Origin of the sequence: Pseudomonas sp. v388 (assembly GCF_003935425.1) — a bacterium.
GTDB lineage: Bacteria > Pseudomonadota > Gammaproteobacteria > Pseudomonadales > Pseudomonadaceae > Aquipseudomonas.
In genome coordinates, this window is record NZ_RHQN01000003.1 from 281,245 (window position 1) to 299,256 (window position 18,012).

Consider the following 18,012-nt stretch of genomic DNA (forward strand, 5'->3'; position numbering starts at 1 on the left):
TCTGTGCCAGGCACCTCGTGCCTGCGCTTACTCTAGCTTGACGCTCCTGGAGCATCGGAAGAATGCAGCCTTGTGAGCCACTTCTCCAAGGGAAAATTCCTTCTCCCTTTCGACAAAGAGGCCGCGCGCGTGAGCGGGCAGCCTCTTTGGGGCGACAGTATTAGACTGTCTTACTTCTTGCTGGCAGCTACTTGAGCAGCGACTTCTTCAGCGAAGTTGTCGACTGGCTTCTCGATGCCTTCGCCTACCTTGAAGTAAGTGAAGGAAACGATTTCAGCACCGGCTTTCTTGGCCAGGGCGCCAACGGTGATCTCAGGGTTCTTGACGAACGCCTGCTCGACCAGGCTCGCTTCGGCCAGGAACTTGCTGATACGGCCGCTAACCATCTTCTCGGCGATTTCAGCAGGCTTGCCCTTGAGCTTCTCTTCGTTCAGCTGCAGGAAGACATTCTTCTCGCGCTCGATCGCTTCGGCAGAAACGTCCGATGGCAGCAGGAACTCAGGGTTGGTCGCGGCAACGTGCATCGCGATGTCCTTGGCCAGTTCGGAGTCGCCGCCCTTCAGGACTACCACGACACCGATCTTGTTGCCGTGCAGGTACGAACCCAGCACGTCGCCTTCGATGCGAGCCAGACGACGGATGTTGACGTTCTCGCCGGTCTTGCCAACCAGAACCAGACGATCCTGTTCGCGCGCTTCGATCAACGGCTCAACGGTGGTCAGCTTGTCGGCAAATGCTTTTTCGACGCTGGCAGCGACGAATGCCTTGAAGTCGTCCTGCAAAGCCAGGAAGTCGGTCTGCGAGTTGACTTCAAGCAGAACGGCAGCCTTGCCGTCGTCCTTGATGGCGATGGCGCCTTCAGCAGCAACGTTGCCTGCTTTCTTAGCGGCCTTGATCGCGCCGGATGCACGCATGTCGTCGATCGCTTTTTCGATGTCGCCGCCGGCCTTGGTCAAGGCCTTTTTGCAATCCATCATGCCTTCGCCGGTACGCTCGCGCAGTTCTTTGACCAACGCTGCAGTAATCTCTGCCATTTCAAAATCCTCTTGGATAGGTCTTCAACCATTCCACCCGGGTGAGCGGGCGTGCAAATTCTTGAAAAATCAGGGTGGCAGCAACACATGACAGGAAAGCCATGTCAACGCCAGCCAATCATTTTCGAGGTGGCAAAAAGGGGGCAGAGCCCCCTTTTCGCGTACTGAGTAAACGCCAGGCGTTAGTTACTCAGCTTCTACAGCTGCAGCTGGAGCTTCTTCGACGAAAACGTCGGTGCCGCCAGCAACGTTGTTGCGACCGCGGATGACAGCGTCAGCCATCGAACCCATGTACAGCTGGATAGCGCGGATGGCGTCATCGTTGCCTGGGATGATGTAGTCAACGCCTTCCGGGCTGCTGTTGGTATCGACAACGCCGATGACCGGGATACCCAGCTTGTTGGCTTCGGTGATCGCGATGCGCTCGTGATCAACGTCGATAACGAACAGTGCGTCCGGCAGACCGCCCATGTCCTTGATACCGCCCAGGCTGCGATCCAGTTTTTCCAGGTCGCGAGTGCGCATCAGCGCTTCTTTCTTGGTCAGCTTGGCGAAAGTACCGTCTTCAGCCTGTACTTCCAGCTCGCGCAGACGCTTGATCGACTGACGGATGGTCTTGAAGTTGGTCAGCATGCCGCCCAACCAGCGATGGTCGACGTACGGCGAACCGCAACGTGCTGCTTCTTCAGCAACGATCTTGCCGGCGGAACGCTTGGTGCCGACGAACAGAATCTTGTTTTTGCCCGAAGCCAGGCGCTCAACGAAAGTCAGTGCTTCGTTGAACATCGGCAGGGTTTTTTCAAGGTTGATGATGTGGATCTTGTTACGCGCGCCGAAAATGTACTTACCCATTTTCGGGTTCCAGTAACGGGTTTGGTGACCGAAGTGCACACCGGCCTTCAGCATATCGCGCATATTGACTTGGGACATGATAGTTCCTTGATAAGTCGGGTTAGGCCTCCACGTATCCCAATGACCAACCAGTGGCGAGCCGCCAAAGGCACCCAGGTCATCGTGTCGACACGTGTGTGGGTTTAGGCTTCCAGGACGGACCTTGGAAAGCGGCGCATTTTATATCACAAAAGGAAAGAGAACGAAACCCGAATCAAGTACTTGTTTCGCCGCGCTTTTACGCTGCTGCATGGACCCTATATAAGGATGCGATGGACACCGGTGCGCCATCGGTCTGGTAGAATCGTGCCTTTACGCATAAACCGCGTGTCGGACACGCCGAGAGATTCGAATGACGATTACCCTGAAAACCCCCGAAGACATCGAAAAGATGCGTATCGCAGGCCGCCTGGCCGCCGACGTCCTGGAGATGATCGCACCGCACGTCAAGCCGGGCGTCACCACCGAAGAGCTGGACCGTATCTGCCATGACTACATCGTCAACGAGCAGCAGGCCATTCCCGCGCCACTCAACTACAAGGGCTTTCCCAAGTCGATCTGCACCTCGATCAACCACGTGGTGTGCCACGGCATTCCCGGTGACAAGAAGCTCAAGGACGGCGACACCTTGAACATCGACATCACCGTGATCAAGGACGGCTACCACGGCGACACCAGCCGCATGTTCCACGTCGGCAAGGTTGCGGAATGGGCCGAGCGCCTGTCGCGGGTCACCCAGGAATGCCTCTATAAAGGTATCGAAGTCGTGCGCCCCGGCGCCCGCCTCGGCGATATCGGCGCAGTCATCCAGAAGCACGCCGAGAAGAACGGCTTCTCGGTGGTCCGCGAGTTCTGCGGCCACGGCATCGGCAAGGTCTTTCATGAAGAACCGCAGGTGCTGCATTATGGCGAAGCGGGCACCGGCGTCGAGCTGCTCGAAGGCATGACCTTCACCATCGAGCCGATGATCAACCAGGGCAAGGCCGACACCAAGATCCTGGGCGACGGCTGGACGGCGATCACCAAGGACCGCAAGCTCTCGGCCCAGTGGGAACACACCCTGGTGGTGACCGCCGACGGCTACGAGATCTTCACCTTGCGCAGTGACGACACCATCGCCCGCACCTCGACCGCGTCGTAAAGGCCGGCGCCCTCGCTCGAGACTCAGTTCGCATCGCCCGACATAAGGAAAGCTGTTGCATGCCGCAGGTGGATCCAGATTTGTTCGATCGCGGTCAGTTCCAGGCCGAACTGGCGCTGAAGGCCAGCCCCATCGCTGCCTTCAAGAAAGCCATCCGCAATGCGCGGGACGTGCTCGATGAGCGATTCAGGTCGGGTCGTGACATACGGCGGCTGATCGAGGACCGCGCCTGGTTCGTGGATAACATCCTGCAACAGGCCTGGGATCAGTTTCAGTGGAGCGCCGAGGCCGAGATTGCCCTGCTGGCGGTCGGCGGCTACGGGCGAGGCGAACTGCACCCTTATTCGGACATCGATCTGCTGATCCTGCTGGACCAGGACGACCACGAAATCTTCCGCGAGCCGATCGAGCGTTTTCTGACCCTGCTGTGGGACATCGGCCTGGAAGTCGGCCAGAGCGTGCGCTCGGTCGACGAGTGCGCCCAGGAAGGACGCGCCGACCTGACGGTCATCACCAATCTGATGGAAAGCCGCACCATCGCCGGCCCCGAACGCCTGCGCCAGCGCATGCTGGAGGTCACCAGCCCGCGGCACATGTGGCCGAGCAAGGACTTCTTCCTGGCCAAGCGCGCCGAGCAGAAAGCCCGGCATCACAAGTACAACGACACCGAGTACAACCTGGAGCCGAATGTCAAAGGCTCGCCCGGTGGCCTGCGAGATATACAGACCATTCTCTGGGTGGCACGCCGCCAGTACGGCACGCTGAACCTGCACGCCCTGGCCGGGGAAGGTTTCCTGCTGGAAAGCGAGAACAACCTGCTGGCCTCCTCTCAGGATTTCCTGTGGAAAGTGCGCTATGCGCTGCACATGCTGGCCGGTCGTTCCGAAGACCGCCTGCTGTTCGACTACCAGATTCGCATCGCCGAACTGCTGGGCTATCGCGATAACGATGCCAAGCTGGCCATCGAACGCTTCATGCAGAAGTATTACCGCGTGGTCATGAGGATCGCCGAGCTGAGCGACCTGATCATCCAGCATTTCGAAGAAGTCATTCTGGCCGAAGACGACAGCGGCAATGCGCAGCCGATCAACTCGCGGTTCCAGCTGCATGACGGCTACATCGAAGCGACCCACGTCAATGTGTTCAAGCGCACCCCATTCGCGATGATCGAAATCTTCGTGCTGATGGCTCAACATCCAGAGATCAAGGGTGTGCGGGCCGACACGATCCGCCTGTTGCGCGAGCACCGGCACCTGATCAACGACGATTTCCGCAACGATATCCGCAACACCAGCCTGTTCATCGAGCTGTTCAAGTGCGAGATCGGCATTCACCGCAACCTGCGGCGCATGAACCGCTACGGCATTCTGGGCCTGTATCTGCCGGAGTTCGGCCATATCGTCGGGCAGATGCAGCACGACCTGTTCCACATCTATACCGTGGACGCGCATACGCTCAACCTGATCAAGCACCTGCGCAAGTTGCAGTACACCGAGGTTTCCGAGAAATTCCCGCTGGCCAGCAAGATCATGGCGCGCCTGCCCAAGCCCGAGCTGATCTATCTCGCCGGCCTGTACCACGACATCGGCAAGGGACGCGGCGGTGATCACTCGGAACTGGGCGCGGTGGATGCCGAGGCTTTCGGCGTGCGTCACCAGTTGCCCGCCTGGGATACCCGCCTGATCGTCTGGCTGGTGAGCAATCACCTGGTCATGTCCACCACCGCGCAGCGCAAGGACTTGTCCGACCCGCAGGTAATCCACGATTTCGCCCAGTTCGTCGGCGACGAAGTGCACCTGGATTATCTCTACGTGCTGACCGTGGCCGATATCAACGCCACCAACCCGACCCTGTGGAATTCCTGGCGCGCCAGCCTGCTGCGCCAGCTCTACACCGAGACCAAGCGTGCACTCAAGCGCGGTCTGGAAAACCCGGTGGATCGCGAAGAACAGATCCGGCGCACCCAGTCTGCGGCGCTGGACATCCTGGTGCGCAGCGGCACCGATCCCGACGACGTGGAGCAACTGTGGTCAGCGCTGGGCGACGATTATTTCCTGCGCCACACCGCCGGTGACGTCGCCTGGCACACCGACGAGATCCTTCAGCAGCCTGCCGATGGCGGTCCGCTGGTGCTGATCAAGGAAACCACCCAGCGCGAGTTCGAGGGCGGCACGCAGATTTTCATCTATGCGCCGGACCAGCACGACTTCTTCGCGGTGACCGTGGCAGCGATGGACCAGTTGAACCTCAACATCCACGATGCCCGCATCATTACCTCCAGCAGCAAGTTCACCCTCGACACCTATATCGTGCTCGACAACGACGGCGGCTCGATCGGCGACAACCCGGAGCGCATCCAGCAAATCCGCAACGGCCTGACCGAAGCCCTGCGCAATCCCGATGACTACCCGACCATCATCAAGCGCCGGGTGCCGCGCCAGCTCAAGCATTTTGCCTTTGCGCCGCAGGTCACCATTCACAATGACGCCCAGCGTCCGGTGACGGTGCTGGAATTGCTGGCGCCGGATCGTCCCGGCCTGCTGGCGCGGGTCGGCAAGATTTTCCTGGAGTTCGACCTGTCGTTGCAGAACGCCAAGATCGCCACCCTTGGCGAGCGCGTGGAAGACGTGTTCTTTCTCACCGATGCCGACAACCATCCGTTGTCCGATCCGCAGCTGTGCAGTCGCTTGCAGGAAGCCATCGTGTCGCAACTGAGCGTGGACACCGAACCGGGCGGCGAGCTGCGAATCAGCATCTGACCCCACCGAACCCACGAATCGTTTCAACGGCGCCCACCGCACGGGCGCCCTGTTCATTGAGAACCCAGCCCATGAATAACGCCATGCAACAGCTTCAGCCCTATCCGTTCGAGAAGCTGCGCGCCCTGCTCGGCCCTGTCACGCCCAACCCGGACAAGCGTGCGGTGGCCCTGTCGATCGGCGAACCCAAGCATCGCTCACCGGACTTCGTGGCCCAGGCACTGGCCGACAACCTGGACAAGATGGCGGTCTATCCGACCACACTGGGCATTGCCGCCTTGCGTGAAGCCATCGCCGGCTGGTGCGAACGTCGTTTCGGCGTGCCGCATGGCTGGATCGATCCGGCCCATAACGTGCTGCCGGTCAACGGCACCCGCGAAGCGTTGTTCGCTTTCACTCAGACCGTGGTCAACCGCAGCGATGACGGCCTGGTCGTCAGCCCCAATCCGTTCTACCAGATCTACGAAGGCGCGGCGTTGCTGGCCGGCGCGCAACCGCATTACCTGCCATGCGTGGCCGAACACGGCTTCAACCCGGACTTCGACGCTGTTACGCCGGATGTCTGGAAGCGCTGCCAGATTCTGTTCCTGTGCTCGCCCGGTAATCCGACCGGCGCGTTGATTCCGGTTGAAACCCTGAAGAAACTGATTGCGCTGGCCGACGAGCATGACTTCGTGATCGCCGCCGACGAATGCTACAGCGAGCTGTATTTCGACGAAGACACCCCGCCGCCAGGCTTGCTCAGCGCCTGCGTGGAGCTGGGGCGCGAGGATTTCAAACGTTGCGTGGTGTTCCATAGCCTGTCCAAGCGCTCCAACCTGCCGGGCCTGCGCTCGGGATTCGTGGCCGGCGACGCGGACATTCTCAAGGCGTTCCTGCTGTATCGCACCTACCATGGTTGCGCGATGCCGGTGCAGACCCAGCTGGCGAGCATCGCCGCCTGGAACGACGAAGAGCACGTGCGCGCCAACCGTGCGTTGTATCGGGAAAAATTCGACGCGGTGCTGGCGATCCTGGCGCCGGTCATGGACGTGCAGCGTCCCGATGGCGGCTTTTATCTATGGCCCAACGTGGGTAGCGACGATGCCGCCTTCTGCCGTGACCTGTTCGCCGAGCAGCATGTGACCGTGGTGCCGGGTTCGTATCTGTCGCGTGAGGTCGACGGTTTCAATCCTGGCGCCGGTCGTGTCCGTCTGGCACTGGTTGCACCGCTGGCCGAATGCATCGAAGCGGCGGAGCGCATTCGGGATTTCGTCGCCAGGTAAACCGCGGCGGATCTGCTTCCGACACCGATTGCGCTGGCGCTGTGCGCCAGATCGCGGCCAAGGTCGCTCCTACAATGATTGCGTCCTGTATAGGGCACGCGGGCCTGATCGTAAAACTGACGCAATAAAAGCATTACTGTCCACGCGGCAGCCCAACCCGCTCACCCCGTGGCATAATCCGTGACCGTTTTCACAACCATCTCAGAGGAGGCAAACCAGTGGCTGATGACAAGAAAGCGTTGTGCCTTTACGGGATCAAGGCGTGCGACACGATGAAGAAGGCTCGCACCTGGCTCGATGAAAACGCCGTGAGCTACGATTTCCACGACTACAAGACTGCCGGCATCGACCGTGAGCACCTCAACAGCTGGTGCGATGAACACGGCTGGCAAGTGGTGCTGAACCGCGCCGGGACGACCTTTCGCAAGCTCGACGACGGACAGAAGACCGATCTCGACCAGGCCAAAGCGGTTGACCTGATGTTGGCGCAACCCTCGATGATCAAGCGCCCGGTGCTCGATCTCGGCGACCGAACCCTGATTGGTTTCAAACCCGACCTGTATGCAGCGGCCATTCGATAAGCCTGTGCGCGATCGAAGGTCCTTTAATTCGTAAGAGGTATTTGCATGTCCACTTCCCTGTTCAGCCTGGCGTTCGGCGTCGGCACCCAAAACCGTCAAGGCGCCTGGCTGGAAGTCTTCTACGCCCAGCCGCTGATCAACCCTTCGGCCGAACTGGTAGCCGCTATCGCGCCAGTCCTGGGCTACAGCGCCGGCAACCAGGCCATCGCGTTCAATTCCGATCAGGCTTCGAAACTGGCTGAAGCACTCAAGTCCGTTGATGCGACCCAGGCGGCGCTGCTGACTCGTCTGGCGGAAAGCCACAACCCGCTGGTCGCCACCCTGCTGGCTGAAGACGCGCCGCTGACCTCGACGCCTGAGGCCTACCTCAAGCTGCACCTGTTGTCCCATCGCCTGGCCAAGCCCCACGGCCTGAATCTGGCCGGTATCTTCCCGTTGCTGCCGAACGTCGCATGGACCAGCCAGGGTGCGGTCGACCTCGCCGAGCTGGGCGAGCGTCAACTGGAAGCACGCCTCAAGGGCGAACTGCTGGAAGTGTTCTCGGTGGACAAGTTCCCGAAAATGACCGACTACGTCGTGCCGAGCGGCGTGCGTATCGCCGACAGTGCCCGCGTGCGCCTGGGCGCCTACATCGGCGAAGGCACCACCGTCATGCACGAAGGCTTCGTCAACTTCAACGGCGGCACCGAAGGCCCGGGCATGATCGAAGGCCGTGTTTCGGCCGGTGTATTCGTCGGCAAGGGCTCGGACCTGGGCGGCGGCTGCTCGACCATGGGCACGCTGTCCGGCGGTGGCAACATCGTCATCAAGGTCGGTGAAGGCTGCCTGATCGGCGCCAACGCCGGTATCGGCATTCCATTGGGCGACCGCAACACCGTCGAAGCGGGCCTGTACATCACCGCCGGCACCAAGGTGGCACTGCTGGACGAGAACAACGCACTGGTCAAGGTCGTCAAGGCCCGTGATCTGGCCGGCCAGACCGACCTGCTGTTCCGTCGCAACTCGCAGACCGGCGCCGTGGAATGCAAGACCCACAAGTCGGCCATCGAGCTGAACGAAGCTCTGCACGCTCATAACTGATGCCGTGTGCGGGTTCGGGGCTTGAACACCCCGGACCCGCTTTTACGATCCGGATGAACAATGCCCCTCTTTTCTCCATGGCGCGCTGACTTTCCTGCCATCGACGCCCTGCTACGGCAAGGCCAGACTTATCTGGACAACGCCGCCACGACGCAAAAACCCCAGGCATTGATCGATGCCCTAATCCATTACTACGCCAACGGTGCCGCCAACGTGCATCGGGCGCAGCACCTGCCCGGCGCTCACGCCACCCAGGCCTTCGAAGACAGCCGCCGCAAGATCGGCCACTGGCTCAATGCCGGGGAATCGGGACAGATCATCTTTACCCACGGCGCTACGGCCGCCTTGAATCTGCTGGCCTATGGGCTGGAGCACCAGTTCGTGGCCGGTGACGAAATTGTCGTCAGTGCTCTGGAACATCACGCCAACCTGCTGCCCTGGCAACAACTGGCCCAGCGCCGCGAACTCAAGCTGGTGGTACTGCCCCTCGATGCCCATGGGCTGATCGATCTGGCTGCCGCCGCTACGCTGATCGGCCCGCGCGCACGCGTCCTGGCGGTCAGCCAGCTGTCCAACATCCTCGGCGCCTGGCAGCCGTTGCCCGAACTGCTGGCGCTGGCCAAGGCACAAGGCGCGCTGACCGTGGTGGACGGCGCACAAGGCGTGGTTCACGGTCGGCAGGACGTGCAGGCGCTGGGTTGCGACTTCTACGTATTCTCCAGTCATAAACTCTATGGCCCGGACGGGCTCGGCGTACTGTACGGCCGCAACGAGGTTCTGCCCGGTCTGGCGCACTGGCAGTACGGTGGAGAAATGGTGCTGACCGCCGACTACCACCACGCCCGATTCCGCCCGGCGCCGCTGGGTTTCGAGGCCGGAACGCCCCCCATCGCCGGCGCCATCGGCCTGGGCGCGACCCTGGATTATCTCGGCAGCCTGGACCCGGCGACCGTGGCGGAACACGAGGCCGGCCTGCACCGCAGCCTGCTCGACGGCCTGCGACAGCGCGAGGGCATTCGAGTCCTCGGCGCTCCGCAACTGGCCCTGGCCAGCTTTGTGGTCGATGGTGTGCACAACGCAGACCTAGCGCACCTGCTGACCGAACAGGGCATCGCCGTGCGCGCCGGTCATCACTGCGCAATGCCGCTGCTCAAGAGCCTCGGCCTGCCCGGCGCGATTCGCGTATCGCTTGCCCTGTATAACGACACCACCGATCTGGAGCGTTTCTTCACCGCACTGGATCAAGGACTGGAGTTACTGCGATGAGCCTGCCGCCCGACGCGCAAACGGCGCTGGACACCTTCGCCCAGCCGCAGAGCTGGGAGCAGCGGGCACGCTTGCTGATGCAATGGGGCGACCGCCTGCCGCCGCTGAACGACGAGGAAAAGTCCGACGAACATCTGGTTCATGGTTGCGAGAGCAAGGTGTGGCTGTTGGGTGAAGTCGTCGAGGGCCGCTGGCAGTTTCGCGCCGCCAGTGATGCACGGCTGATTCGTGGGCTGGTGGCGCTGCTGCTGGCGCGGGTCAACGGCCTGGCGAATGACGAGCTGCAACAGCTGGACCTGCCGGACTGGTTTCAGCAACTGGGCCTGTCTCGTCAGTTGTCACCCTCGCGCAGCAACGGCCTCAATGCCGTGCTGCAAAGGATGCGCGAGCTGGCTCAGACCTGAGCAGAAGGCTGCGCCACCGGCTTGACCCGCTCGGACGGCCGCCGCGTGCCGGCCACCAGCTTATCGATGGCACGCGTCGCGGCCACCATGCCGAAGGTCGCCGTCACCATCATCACCGCGCCGAAACCACCGGCGCAGTCCAGCTTGACGCCATCACCCACGAAGCTTTTCTGCAGGCAGATCCCGCCATCGGGCTTGGGATAACGCAGCTGTTCGCTGGAGAACACGCACGGTACGCTGTAATGGCGGTTCGGCGTGCGGGAAAAACCGTAATCGCGACGCAGCGTCGAGCGCACCTTGGAGGCCAGCGGGTCGTTGAAGGTGCGGTTCAGGTCGGCGATCTGGATCAGCGTCGGGTCGATCTGTCCGCCTGCGCCACCGGTGGTGACCATCTGGATCTTGCGCCGCTTGCACCAGGAAATCAGCGCGGCCTTGGCGTTGACGCTGTCGATGCAGTCGAGCACGAAATCCAGATCGGGAGTGATGTAGTCGGCCATGGTGTCGCGGGTCACAAAATCGGCCACCGCATGCACCACGCAGTCGGGGTTGATGGACCGAATCCGCTCGGCCATCACCTCCACCTTCGGCCGGCCCACGGTGCTGTCCAGCGCGTGCAACTGGCGGTTGCTGTTGCTGACGCAGACATCGTCCATGTCGAACAGCGAAATCTCGCCAACCCCGCAACGCGCCATCGCCTCGGCCGCCCACGAGCCCACGCCGCCGATCCCCACCACCGCCACATGGGCCGCGCGCAGGCGTGCCAGGCCATCGTCGCCGTACAAACGGGCGATGCCTGCGAAACGTGGATCTGCTGTGCTCATGTTCGTGGCCTCTGATGCCGGCGGAAAAACCGGCGCGCATTATAGGGCCTGATGCGCAATCGGACACCTGTGCGTGACGGCGTTCGGTCAGAAACTCGCCAGAGCCGCGCTCAACGTCACATCGAAACCTTAGTCTCGTCGTTTTGCTTTAAGATACCCGCCCTTTCGCGCCCAAAGCCTTGCTACCGGAGTTCTGTACATGACGGCCCCAGCCGACCTTTCGCCCACTCTTCAACTCGCCTGCGACCTGATCCGTCGACCCTCGGTCACGCCGGTCGATGCCGATTGTCAGACCGTGATGATGCAGCGCCTGGGCGATGTCGGATTCAAGCTTGAGCCGATGCGTATCGAAGACGTCGACAATTTCTGGGCGACCCATGGCAGCCATGACGGCCCGGTACTGTGCTTTGCCGGTCACACCGACGTGGTGCCCACCGGCCCGACCCAAGCCTGGCAGAACGACCCGTTCGATGCGCTGATCGACGAGCACGGCATGCTCTGCGGCCGCGGCGCTGCCGACATGAAAGGCAGCCTCGCCGCGATGCTGGTGGCGTCCGAGCGGTTCGTCCGCGACTACCCCGACCACAAGGGCACTGTGGCTTTCCTGATCACCAGTGATGAAGAAGGCCCGGCACACCACGGCACCAAGGCGGTGGTCGAGCGGCTGGCGGCACGCAACGAGCGTCTGGACTGGTGCATCGTCGGCGAACCGTCGAGCACCACGCTGGTGGGCGATGTGGTGAAGAACGGTCGTCGCGGTTCGCTGGGCGCGACCCTCACCGTGCGCGGCAAGCAGGGCCATGTGGCGTATCCGCATCTGGCCAGGAACCCAATTCACCTGGCCGCTGCGGCGCTGGCCGAGCTGGCCGCCGAGCACTGGGACGAGGGCAATGCCTTCTTCCCGCCGACCAGCTTCCAGATTTCCAACCTCAACTCCGGAACCGGCGCGACCAACGTGATTCCGGGCGACCTGACAGCGGTGTTCAACTTCCGCTTTTCCACCGAGTCCCCGGTTGAAGGTCTCAAGCAGCGGGTCGCGGCCATTCTCGACAAGCATGAGCTGGACTGGCACGTGGAATGGGCGCTGTCCGGCCTGCCGTTCCTGACCGAGCCAGGGGCATTGCTGGACGCCGTATCGGCCAGCATCAAGTCGGTCACCGGCCGCGAGACCCAGGCGTCCACCAGCGGCGGGACTTCCGACGGGCGCTTCATCGCGACCCTGGGCACTCAAGTGGTCGAACTGGGCCCGGTCAACGCGACGATCCATCAGGTCAACGAGCGGGTTCTGGCCAGCGACCTCGATGTGCTGACCGAAATCTACTACCAGACTCTGGTCAAGTTGCTCGCCTGATGCTGACCTGCCCGATCTGCTCAGCACCGCTCAGCGCGGTGGAAAACGGTGTCGCCTGCCCGGCCAACCATCGCTTCGACCGCGCGCGCCAGGGGTATCTGAACCTGCTGCCGGTGCAACACAAGAACAGCCGTGACCCTGGCGACAATCAGGCGATGGTCGAGGCGCGGCGCGATTTCCTCAACGCCGGGCATTACGCACCGGTCGCCCGGCGCCTGGCCGAACTGGCTGCCGAACGCAAGCCCGAGCGCTGGCTGGATATCGGCTGCGGCGAAGGGTATTACACTGCACAGATCGCCGAGGCCCTGCCCCGCGCCGATGGCTACGCGCTGGATATCTCCCGCGAAGCGGTGAAGCGCGCCTGTCGCCGCAACCCGGCGCTGACCTGGACGGTCGCCAGCATGGCCCGCGTGCCGTTGCCCGACGCCAGCTGTCAGTTCCTGGCCAGCGTGTTCAGCCCGCTGGACTGGCAGGAGGCCAAGCGCCTGCTGTCGCCCGGCGGCGGCCTGATGCGGGTCGGACCCACCAGCGGGCATCTGATGGAGCTGCGTCAGCGTCTTTATGACGAAGTGCGCGACTACGCCGATGACAAGCATCTGGCGCTGGTGCCCGAAGGCATGCAGCTGCAACACAGTGAAACGCTCACCTACACGCTCAAACTGATCGACGGCCAGTCCCGTGCCGACCTGCTGGCCATGACGCCCCACGGCTGGCGCGCCAGTGCCGAGCGTCGCACCGCCGTGATCGAACACCCCGGCCCGTTCAAGGTCACTGTTTCCATGCGCTACGATTATTTCGTGCTGCAATAAGCATTCAAAAGAGGCATCCATGCGCCAACCCGATATCGAGATTTACCTGAAGGACGAAGACGTCGACCACAAGGCGATTGCCCAGTGGCTCGGCACCGCCCTCGGCCCCTGCAGCGAATGGACCCAGCGCGGCCAGACGTGGAAGTGCAAGGCCGGCAATGTGCCTGTCACCTGGCTGCCCAAGGCCGTAGGCAAGTGGAACAGCCTGCATCTGGACAGCGACCAGACGCCTTGGGACGACGACATCGCCTGCGCCCGCGCTGCCTTCGCCGCCCTGAACGTCGAAGTGCGCTGCGCGCCGGGTACCTGGGTTGAAGAAGAAAGCGACGAAACCGCCGACCGCTGGATGCGCATCAGTGCCGACGGCGAAGAAGAGATTACCTGGCGGACGTCGTAACAATCCCGCGCCGATCAATCTGTAGGAGCGACCTTGGTCGCGAAAGCGCCGGACCAGGCAATGCAGATGCAGATGCAGCGTCTGCCACGGCCTCTTCGCGACCAAGGTCGCTCCCACAGTAACGCGGCGCCGCCGCTGTCGCCAGCAAGCTGCCTCCACAGGCCAGTTTCGCCACAGTCTGTAGGAGCGGACCGGGCTTCGCCCTCTCGCACCTTTTGCCGATCCCGGCGTCATACGTCACACTGGCGCCCTTTTTGGGGCGTTCGCCCTCCTCATTCAGCAGAATCCGTATGACTCGTTCCCCGTTCCGTCGTCTTGTGTTCGGCACCCTGCGTCGATTGCTGTATCTCTGGGTCCGCTCGGAAACCATCAATCAGTCCTCCTTCACCTTGAATCTGGATCGCAGCCGGCCGGTGTTCTATGCCTTGCAGTCACCTTCCATCAGTGACCTGGCGGTGCTCGACACTGAATGCCGCAAGGCCGGGCTGCCGCGCCCGGTGTTGTCGGTGTCGGTGGGCAACCTGATGGAGCCGGCGGCGTTTTTCTACCTGACGCCCGCGCCGGACTGGCTGGGCCGCCATGACAAGCGCGGCGCGCCGCCGACCCTGGAAAGGCTGGTGGCGGCGGTGAGCCAGAACCCTCAGGAAGACGCGCAGATCATCCCGGTCAGTGTGTTCTGGGGCCAGTCCCCGGATCGTGAATCCAGCGCCTGGAAACTGTTGTTCGCCGACAGCTGGGCGGTGACCGGCAAGCTGCGCCGACTGGCTACCATTCTGATCCTGGGTCGCAAGACCCGCGTGCAGTTTTCCGACCCGATCCACCTGCGGGAACTGGTCGACCAGAACAAAGGCTTCGAGCTGACCCTGCGCATGTCCCAGCGCCTGTTGCGCGTGCATTTCCGCAATCTCAAGAGCGCGGTCATCGGCCCGGACGTTTCGCACCGCCGCAATCTGGTCAAGGGGCTGCTCGATGAGCCGCTGGTCCAACAGGCGATCCTCGAAGAAGCCGAACGAGAAAAGATTTCCCAGGACAAGGCGCGGGAACTGGCGCTGCGCTATGGCAACGAGATCGCTTCGGACTACACCTACTCGGCCATCCGCTTTCTGGAAGTGGTACTGAGCTGGTTCTGGAACAAGATCTACGACGGCATCAAGGTCAGTCATATCGAAGGGGTGCAAGAGGTCGCGCCAGGACACGAAGTGATTTACGTACCGTGCCACCGCAGCCATATCGACTATCTGCTGCTGTCCTACCTGCTGTTTCGCAACGGCCTGACGCCGCCGCACATTGCCGCCGGTATCAACCTCAATATGCCGGTCATCGGCAGCCTGCTGCGGCGCGGCGGGGCGTTCTTCATGCGCCGCACGTTCAAGGGCAACCCGCTGTACACCGCGGTGTTCAATGAGTACATGCACAGCTTGTTCACCAAGGGTTTCCCGGTCGAATACTTCGTCGAGGGCGGTCGCTCGCGCACCGGGCGCATGCTGCAACCCAAGACCGGCATGCTGGCCATCACCCTGCGCAGCTTTTTGCGCAACTCGCGGATGCCGATCGTCTTCATCCCCGTCTACATCGGCTACGAACGGGTCCTGGAAGGCCGGACTTACCTGGGCGAACTGCGCGGCGCAACCAAGAAGAAAGAATCGATCTTCGACATTTTCAAGGTCATCGGCGCCCTCAAGCAGCGCTTCGGCCAGGTCTCGGTCAACTTTGGCGAGCCGATCAAGCTGGCCGAATTCCTCGACAGCGAGCAACCCGACTGGCGCGCCCAGGCACAGGAACTGGCGCCGCAATACCGGCCGCAATGGCTCAGCGAAACCACCAATCGCCTTGGCGACCGCGTTGCCCAGCACCTGAATGAAGCAGCGGCGGTCAACCCGATGAACCTGGTCGCCGTGGCGCTGCTGTCCACACAACGGCTGGCGCTGGACGATCAAGCCATGGAGCGGGTACTCGACCTGTACCTGACCCTGCTGCGCGCCGTGCCGTATTCGCCGCACACCACGCTGCCGGACGGCAACGGCCGGGAATTGATCGAACACGTCAAAGGCATGGACCTGCTGGCCGAGCAGAAAGACGCATTGGGCCGGATTCTGTACCTGAACGAACAGAACGCGGTGCTGATGACCTATTACCGCAACAACGTGCTGCACATCTTCGCGCTGCCGTCGCTGCTGGCCAGTTTTTTCCAGAGTACGTCACGGATGACCCGTGAGCAGATCCTGCGCTATACCCGGGCACTCTACCCGTACCTGCAAGCGGAGCTGTTCATTCGCTGGCCGTTGAACGAGCTGGATGAAGTGGTCGATCAGTGGCTGGCGGCGTTCGTCGAGCAGGGCTTGCTGCGCAGCAAGGAAGAAGGCGTGTTCGTGCGCCCTGAGCCCAGCTCCCGAGAGTTCGTGCTGCTGACCCTGCTGTCGCGAGCCATCGCCCAGACCTTGCAACGTTTCTACATGGCCATCGCCCTGCTGCTCAACAGCGGCCAGCAGACCTTGAGCGCCGAAGAGCTTGAGGATCTGTGTACGGTCATGGCCCAGCGGCTGTCGATCCTGCATGGGTTGAACGCGCCTGAGTTCTTCGACAAGAGCCTGTTCCGCCATTTCATCCAGACTCTGCTGGACCTGGGCGTGTTGCGCAAGGACGCCGCCGGCAAGCTCAGCTATCACCCCTTGCTGGGCGAACTGGCCGAGGGCGCCGCCAAGCGCGTGCTGCCGGCTGAAATACGCTTGTCCATCCGGCAAGTGGCGCTGCATCAGAACGAAGTTGTAACCGAAGCTGATCCGGCGAGCTGAATGGGGTAAATTCCCGCCGACCACGCCAGGCTCCATCTGGCGTGGTCGATACGGAGATCTTTTATGAAAACCATCAGCCTCATGTTCGCCGCCACGCTGCTGGGAGCCTGCAGCACCGTGCCTACGCCAAAGTCCAGCCTGGACGGCGAAGTCTTTTACCTGCAACGCTCGGCCCTGCCGCCTGCGGCGACACTAAGCGTCACCCTGCAGGACGTGTCCCGCGCCGACGCACCTGCCGTGACCATCGCGCGTGACAGCGGCCAGATCAAAGGCCAGGTCCCACTACCCTTCCATCTGGAATACGATCCTCGGCAAATCGAACCCGGCCATCGCTATGCAATCAATGCGCGCATCGAAGCCGACGGCAAGCTGCTGTTCACCAATCCCGAACAGGTAGCGGTCAAACTCGACGGCACCGATCCCGCGCCTTTGCGTATCAGATTGAGCCCGGCGCGGCTGCGTCCCTGATACCCTCTTGTCCAACGGCGCTGCCGACACCGGCAGCGTTGCTTCGCAGATCCCTCTGAAAAGGATGCTCTCATGCTTCGCCCATCGTTTACCTTTGCCGGCCTTTGCGCGGGCCTGCTGCTGTCGGCCAACGTCTTCGCCCTGTCGGTGGCCGACCTGTCCCAGTCCGACGCCACCGGCGGTCTCAAGGATGCGCTGACCCAGGGCGCGCAAGTCGCCGTCAAGCAGCTGGGCGTGCCGGGCGGCTTCAGCAATAACCAGGAGGTGCGCATCGAACTGCCGGGCAATCTGGGCAAGGTGGCCAAGAAGATGAAACAGTTCGGCATGGGCGCCCAGGTCGAGCAGCTGGAAACCAGCATGAACCAGGCGGCCGAGGCAGCGGTTCCCCAGGCGCAGGCGTTGCTGGTCGATGCGGTGAAAAAGATGAGCGTGGCCGACGCCAAGTCGATTCTCAACGGCGGCAAGGACTCAGCGACCCAATACCTCAACAGCAGCAGCCGCGAGCAGATCCGCGCCAAATTCCTGCCCATCGTCAAGCAGGCCACCGATAAAGTGGGCCTGGCTCAGAAATACAACGCCTTCGCCGGACAGGCCGCGACGCTGGGCGTGCTGGACACCAAGAGCGCGAATATCGAAAGCTACGTAACCGAGCAGGCGCTCAACGGTCTGTTCGAGATGATCGCCAAACAGGAAGAAAGCATCCGCGCCAACCCCGCCGCCGCAGCCACCAGCCTGGCCAAGAAGGTGTTTGGCGCGTTGTAAGCGACACCAAACCTGTAGGAGCGCCCTTGCCCGCGACGAGGCCGGTACATCCTAAGCAGATGTGTCGACTGTAAATATGTCTTCGCGCACGAGCGGAGCGCCGCCCGGTCCGCTCCCACGGGCTTGACTCAAGTCCCGTGGGAGGGAGCTTGCTCGCGACGAGGCCGGTGAAGTCACAGAAATGCAGTGAC

At 62.1% G+C, this 18,012-nt stretch carries 16 protein-coding genes; 13 read left to right on the top strand and 3 right to left on the bottom strand.

Features of this window, described 5'->3' with window-relative positions; translation table 11 throughout:
- Positions 1-170 precede the first annotated feature (170 nt).
- Both tsf and rpsB read right to left on the bottom strand, forming a co-directional pair.
- Entirely contained in the window at positions 171-1,034 is an 864-nt protein-coding gene (gene tsf / locus EGJ27_RS08945; RefSeq protein WP_125830368.1) for a translation elongation factor Ts, read from the bottom strand.
- Positions 1,035-1,220: 186 nt separating this feature from the next.
- Positions 1,221-1,964: a 30S ribosomal protein S2 gene (rpsB, locus tag EGJ27_RS08950; RefSeq protein WP_125830369.1), complete on the bottom strand. Its 744-nt coding sequence runs from the start codon at positions 1,962-1,964 to the stop codon at positions 1,221-1,223.
- Positions 1,965-2,277: 313 nt separating this feature from the next.
- Between rpsB and map the strand changes: the two genes are divergently transcribed.
- The 7 genes from map (at position 2,278) to EGJ27_RS08985 (ending at position 10,421) form a co-directional block, all read left to right on the top strand.
- Positions 2,278-3,066 (top strand): type I methionyl aminopeptidase, encoded by a 789-nt coding sequence (gene map / locus EGJ27_RS08955; RefSeq protein WP_125830370.1) that lies wholly within the window; start codon positions 2,278-2,280, stop codon positions 3,064-3,066.
- A 59-nt stretch (positions 3,067-3,125) separates the two neighbouring features.
- A complete protein-coding gene (locus EGJ27_RS08960; protein ID WP_125830371.1) occupies positions 3,126-5,825 on the top strand; it encodes a [protein-PII] uridylyltransferase in 2,700 nt (899 codons plus the stop codon).
- A gap of 71 nt (positions 5,826-5,896) precedes the next feature.
- The gene (gene dapC / locus EGJ27_RS08965; RefSeq protein ID WP_125830372.1) at positions 5,897-7,090 is read left to right on the top strand and encodes a succinyldiaminopimelate transaminase; all 1,194 of its coding nucleotides are present in this window, start codon (positions 5,897-5,899) and stop codon (positions 7,088-7,090) included.
- Positions 7,091-7,329: 239 nt separating this feature from the next.
- Positions 7,330-7,671 carry an ArsC family reductase gene (locus tag EGJ27_RS08970; RefSeq protein WP_125830716.1) on the top strand — a complete coding sequence of 114 codons (342 nt, stop codon included), beginning with the start codon at positions 7,330-7,332 and terminating at the stop codon, positions 7,669-7,671.
- Between the two features lie 45 nt (positions 7,672-7,716).
- Complete coding sequence (gene dapD, locus EGJ27_RS08975) at positions 7,717-8,751, top strand: 2,3,4,5-tetrahydropyridine-2,6-dicarboxylate N-succinyltransferase (RefSeq protein ID WP_125830373.1); 1,035 nt, start codon at positions 7,717-7,719, stop codon at positions 8,749-8,751.
- Between the two features lie 60 nt (positions 8,752-8,811).
- Positions 8,812-10,017 (top strand): aminotransferase class V-fold PLP-dependent enzyme, encoded by a 1,206-nt coding sequence (locus tag EGJ27_RS08980; protein WP_125830374.1) that lies wholly within the window; start codon positions 8,812-8,814, stop codon positions 10,015-10,017.
- A complete protein-coding gene (locus EGJ27_RS08985; protein WP_125830375.1) occupies positions 10,014-10,421 on the top strand; it encodes a SufE family protein in 408 nt (135 codons plus the stop codon). The genes EGJ27_RS08980 and EGJ27_RS08985 overlap by 4 nt, the downstream gene beginning before the upstream one ends.
- Here EGJ27_RS08985 and tcdA read toward each other — a convergent pair.
- Positions 10,412-11,242, bottom strand: coding sequence for a tRNA cyclic N6-threonylcarbamoyladenosine(37) synthase TcdA (tcdA, locus tag EGJ27_RS08990; protein ID WP_125830376.1), 831 nt, complete (start codon positions 11,240-11,242; stop codon positions 10,412-10,414). The genes EGJ27_RS08985 and tcdA overlap by 10 nt on opposite strands.
- A 199-nt stretch (positions 11,243-11,441) precedes the next feature.
- On the opposite strand from tcdA, the gene dapE reads away from it, so the two are divergent.
- The 6 genes from dapE to EGJ27_RS09020 all read left to right on the top strand — a co-directional run bounded on the left by dapE (position 11,442) and on the right by EGJ27_RS09020 (position 17,821).
- Positions 11,442-12,593 carry a succinyl-diaminopimelate desuccinylase gene (dapE, locus tag EGJ27_RS08995; RefSeq protein ID WP_125830377.1) on the top strand — a complete coding sequence of 384 codons (1,152 nt, stop codon included), beginning with the start codon at positions 11,442-11,444 and terminating at the stop codon, positions 12,591-12,593.
- Positions 12,593-13,402 (top strand): putative RNA methyltransferase, encoded by an 810-nt coding sequence (locus tag EGJ27_RS09000; protein WP_125830378.1) that lies wholly within the window; start codon positions 12,593-12,595, stop codon positions 13,400-13,402. The genes dapE and EGJ27_RS09000 overlap by 1 nt, the downstream gene beginning before the upstream one ends.
- 19 nt (positions 13,403-13,421) lie before the next feature.
- Positions 13,422-13,799, top strand: coding sequence for a hypothetical protein (locus EGJ27_RS09005; protein ID WP_125830379.1), 378 nt, complete (start codon positions 13,422-13,424; stop codon positions 13,797-13,799).
- Positions 13,800-14,089: 290 nt separating this feature from the next.
- The gene (gene plsB / locus EGJ27_RS09010) at positions 14,090-16,591 is read left to right on the top strand and encodes a glycerol-3-phosphate 1-O-acyltransferase PlsB (RefSeq protein WP_125830380.1); all 2,502 of its coding nucleotides are present in this window, start codon (positions 14,090-14,092) and stop codon (positions 16,589-16,591) included.
- 63 nt (positions 16,592-16,654) lie between these two features.
- Entirely contained in the window at positions 16,655-17,059 is a 405-nt protein-coding gene (locus EGJ27_RS09015) for a YbaY family lipoprotein (protein WP_125830381.1), read from the top strand.
- Positions 17,060-17,131: 72 nt separating this feature from the next.
- Positions 17,132-17,821: a DUF4197 domain-containing protein gene (locus EGJ27_RS09020; protein WP_125830382.1), complete on the top strand. Its 690-nt coding sequence runs from the start codon at positions 17,132-17,134 to the stop codon at positions 17,819-17,821.
- Positions 17,822-18,012 lie beyond the last annotated feature (191 nt).

Bases quoted from the DNA above. Each gene is read 5' to 3' on its own strand.
- rpsB (WP_125830369.1), bottom strand. From the start codon at position 1,964: ATGTCCCAAGTCAATATGCGCGATATGCTGAAGGCCGGTGTGCACTTC.
- EGJ27_RS08985 (WP_125830375.1), top strand. From the start codon at position 10,014: ATGAGCCTGCCGCCCGACGCGCAAACGGCGCTGGACACCTTCGCCCAG.
- dapD (WP_125830373.1), top strand. From the start codon at position 7,717: ATGTCCACTTCCCTGTTCAGCCTGGCGTTCGGCGTCGGCACCCAAAAC.
- plsB (WP_125830380.1), top strand. From the start codon at position 14,090: ATGACTCGTTCCCCGTTCCGTCGTCTTGTGTTCGGCACCCTGCGTCGA.
- EGJ27_RS09000 (WP_125830378.1), top strand. From the start codon at position 12,593: ATGCTGACCTGCCCGATCTGCTCAGCACCGCTCAGCGCGGTGGAAAAC.
- dapE (WP_125830377.1), top strand. From the start codon at position 11,442: ATGACGGCCCCAGCCGACCTTTCGCCCACTCTTCAACTCGCCTGCGAC.
- tcdA (WP_125830376.1), bottom strand. From the start codon at position 11,242: ATGAGCACAGCAGATCCACGTTTCGCAGGCATCGCCCGTTTGTACGGC.
- map (WP_125830370.1), top strand. From the start codon at position 2,278: ATGACGATTACCCTGAAAACCCCCGAAGACATCGAAAAGATGCGTATC.
- EGJ27_RS09015 (WP_125830381.1), top strand. From the start codon at position 16,655: ATGAAAACCATCAGCCTCATGTTCGCCGCCACGCTGCTGGGAGCCTGC.
- EGJ27_RS09020 (WP_125830382.1), top strand. From the start codon at position 17,132: ATGCTTCGCCCATCGTTTACCTTTGCCGGCCTTTGCGCGGGCCTGCTG.
- tsf (WP_125830368.1), bottom strand. From the start codon at position 1,034: ATGGCAGAGATTACTGCAGCGTTGGTCAAAGAACTGCGCGAGCGTACC.
- EGJ27_RS08980 (WP_125830374.1), top strand. From the start codon at position 8,812: ATGCCCCTCTTTTCTCCATGGCGCGCTGACTTTCCTGCCATCGACGCC.
- EGJ27_RS09005 (WP_125830379.1), top strand. From the start codon at position 13,422: ATGCGCCAACCCGATATCGAGATTTACCTGAAGGACGAAGACGTCGAC.
- dapC (WP_125830372.1), top strand. From the start codon at position 5,897: ATGAATAACGCCATGCAACAGCTTCAGCCCTATCCGTTCGAGAAGCTG.
- EGJ27_RS08960 (WP_125830371.1), top strand. From the start codon at position 3,126: ATGCCGCAGGTGGATCCAGATTTGTTCGATCGCGGTCAGTTCCAGGCC.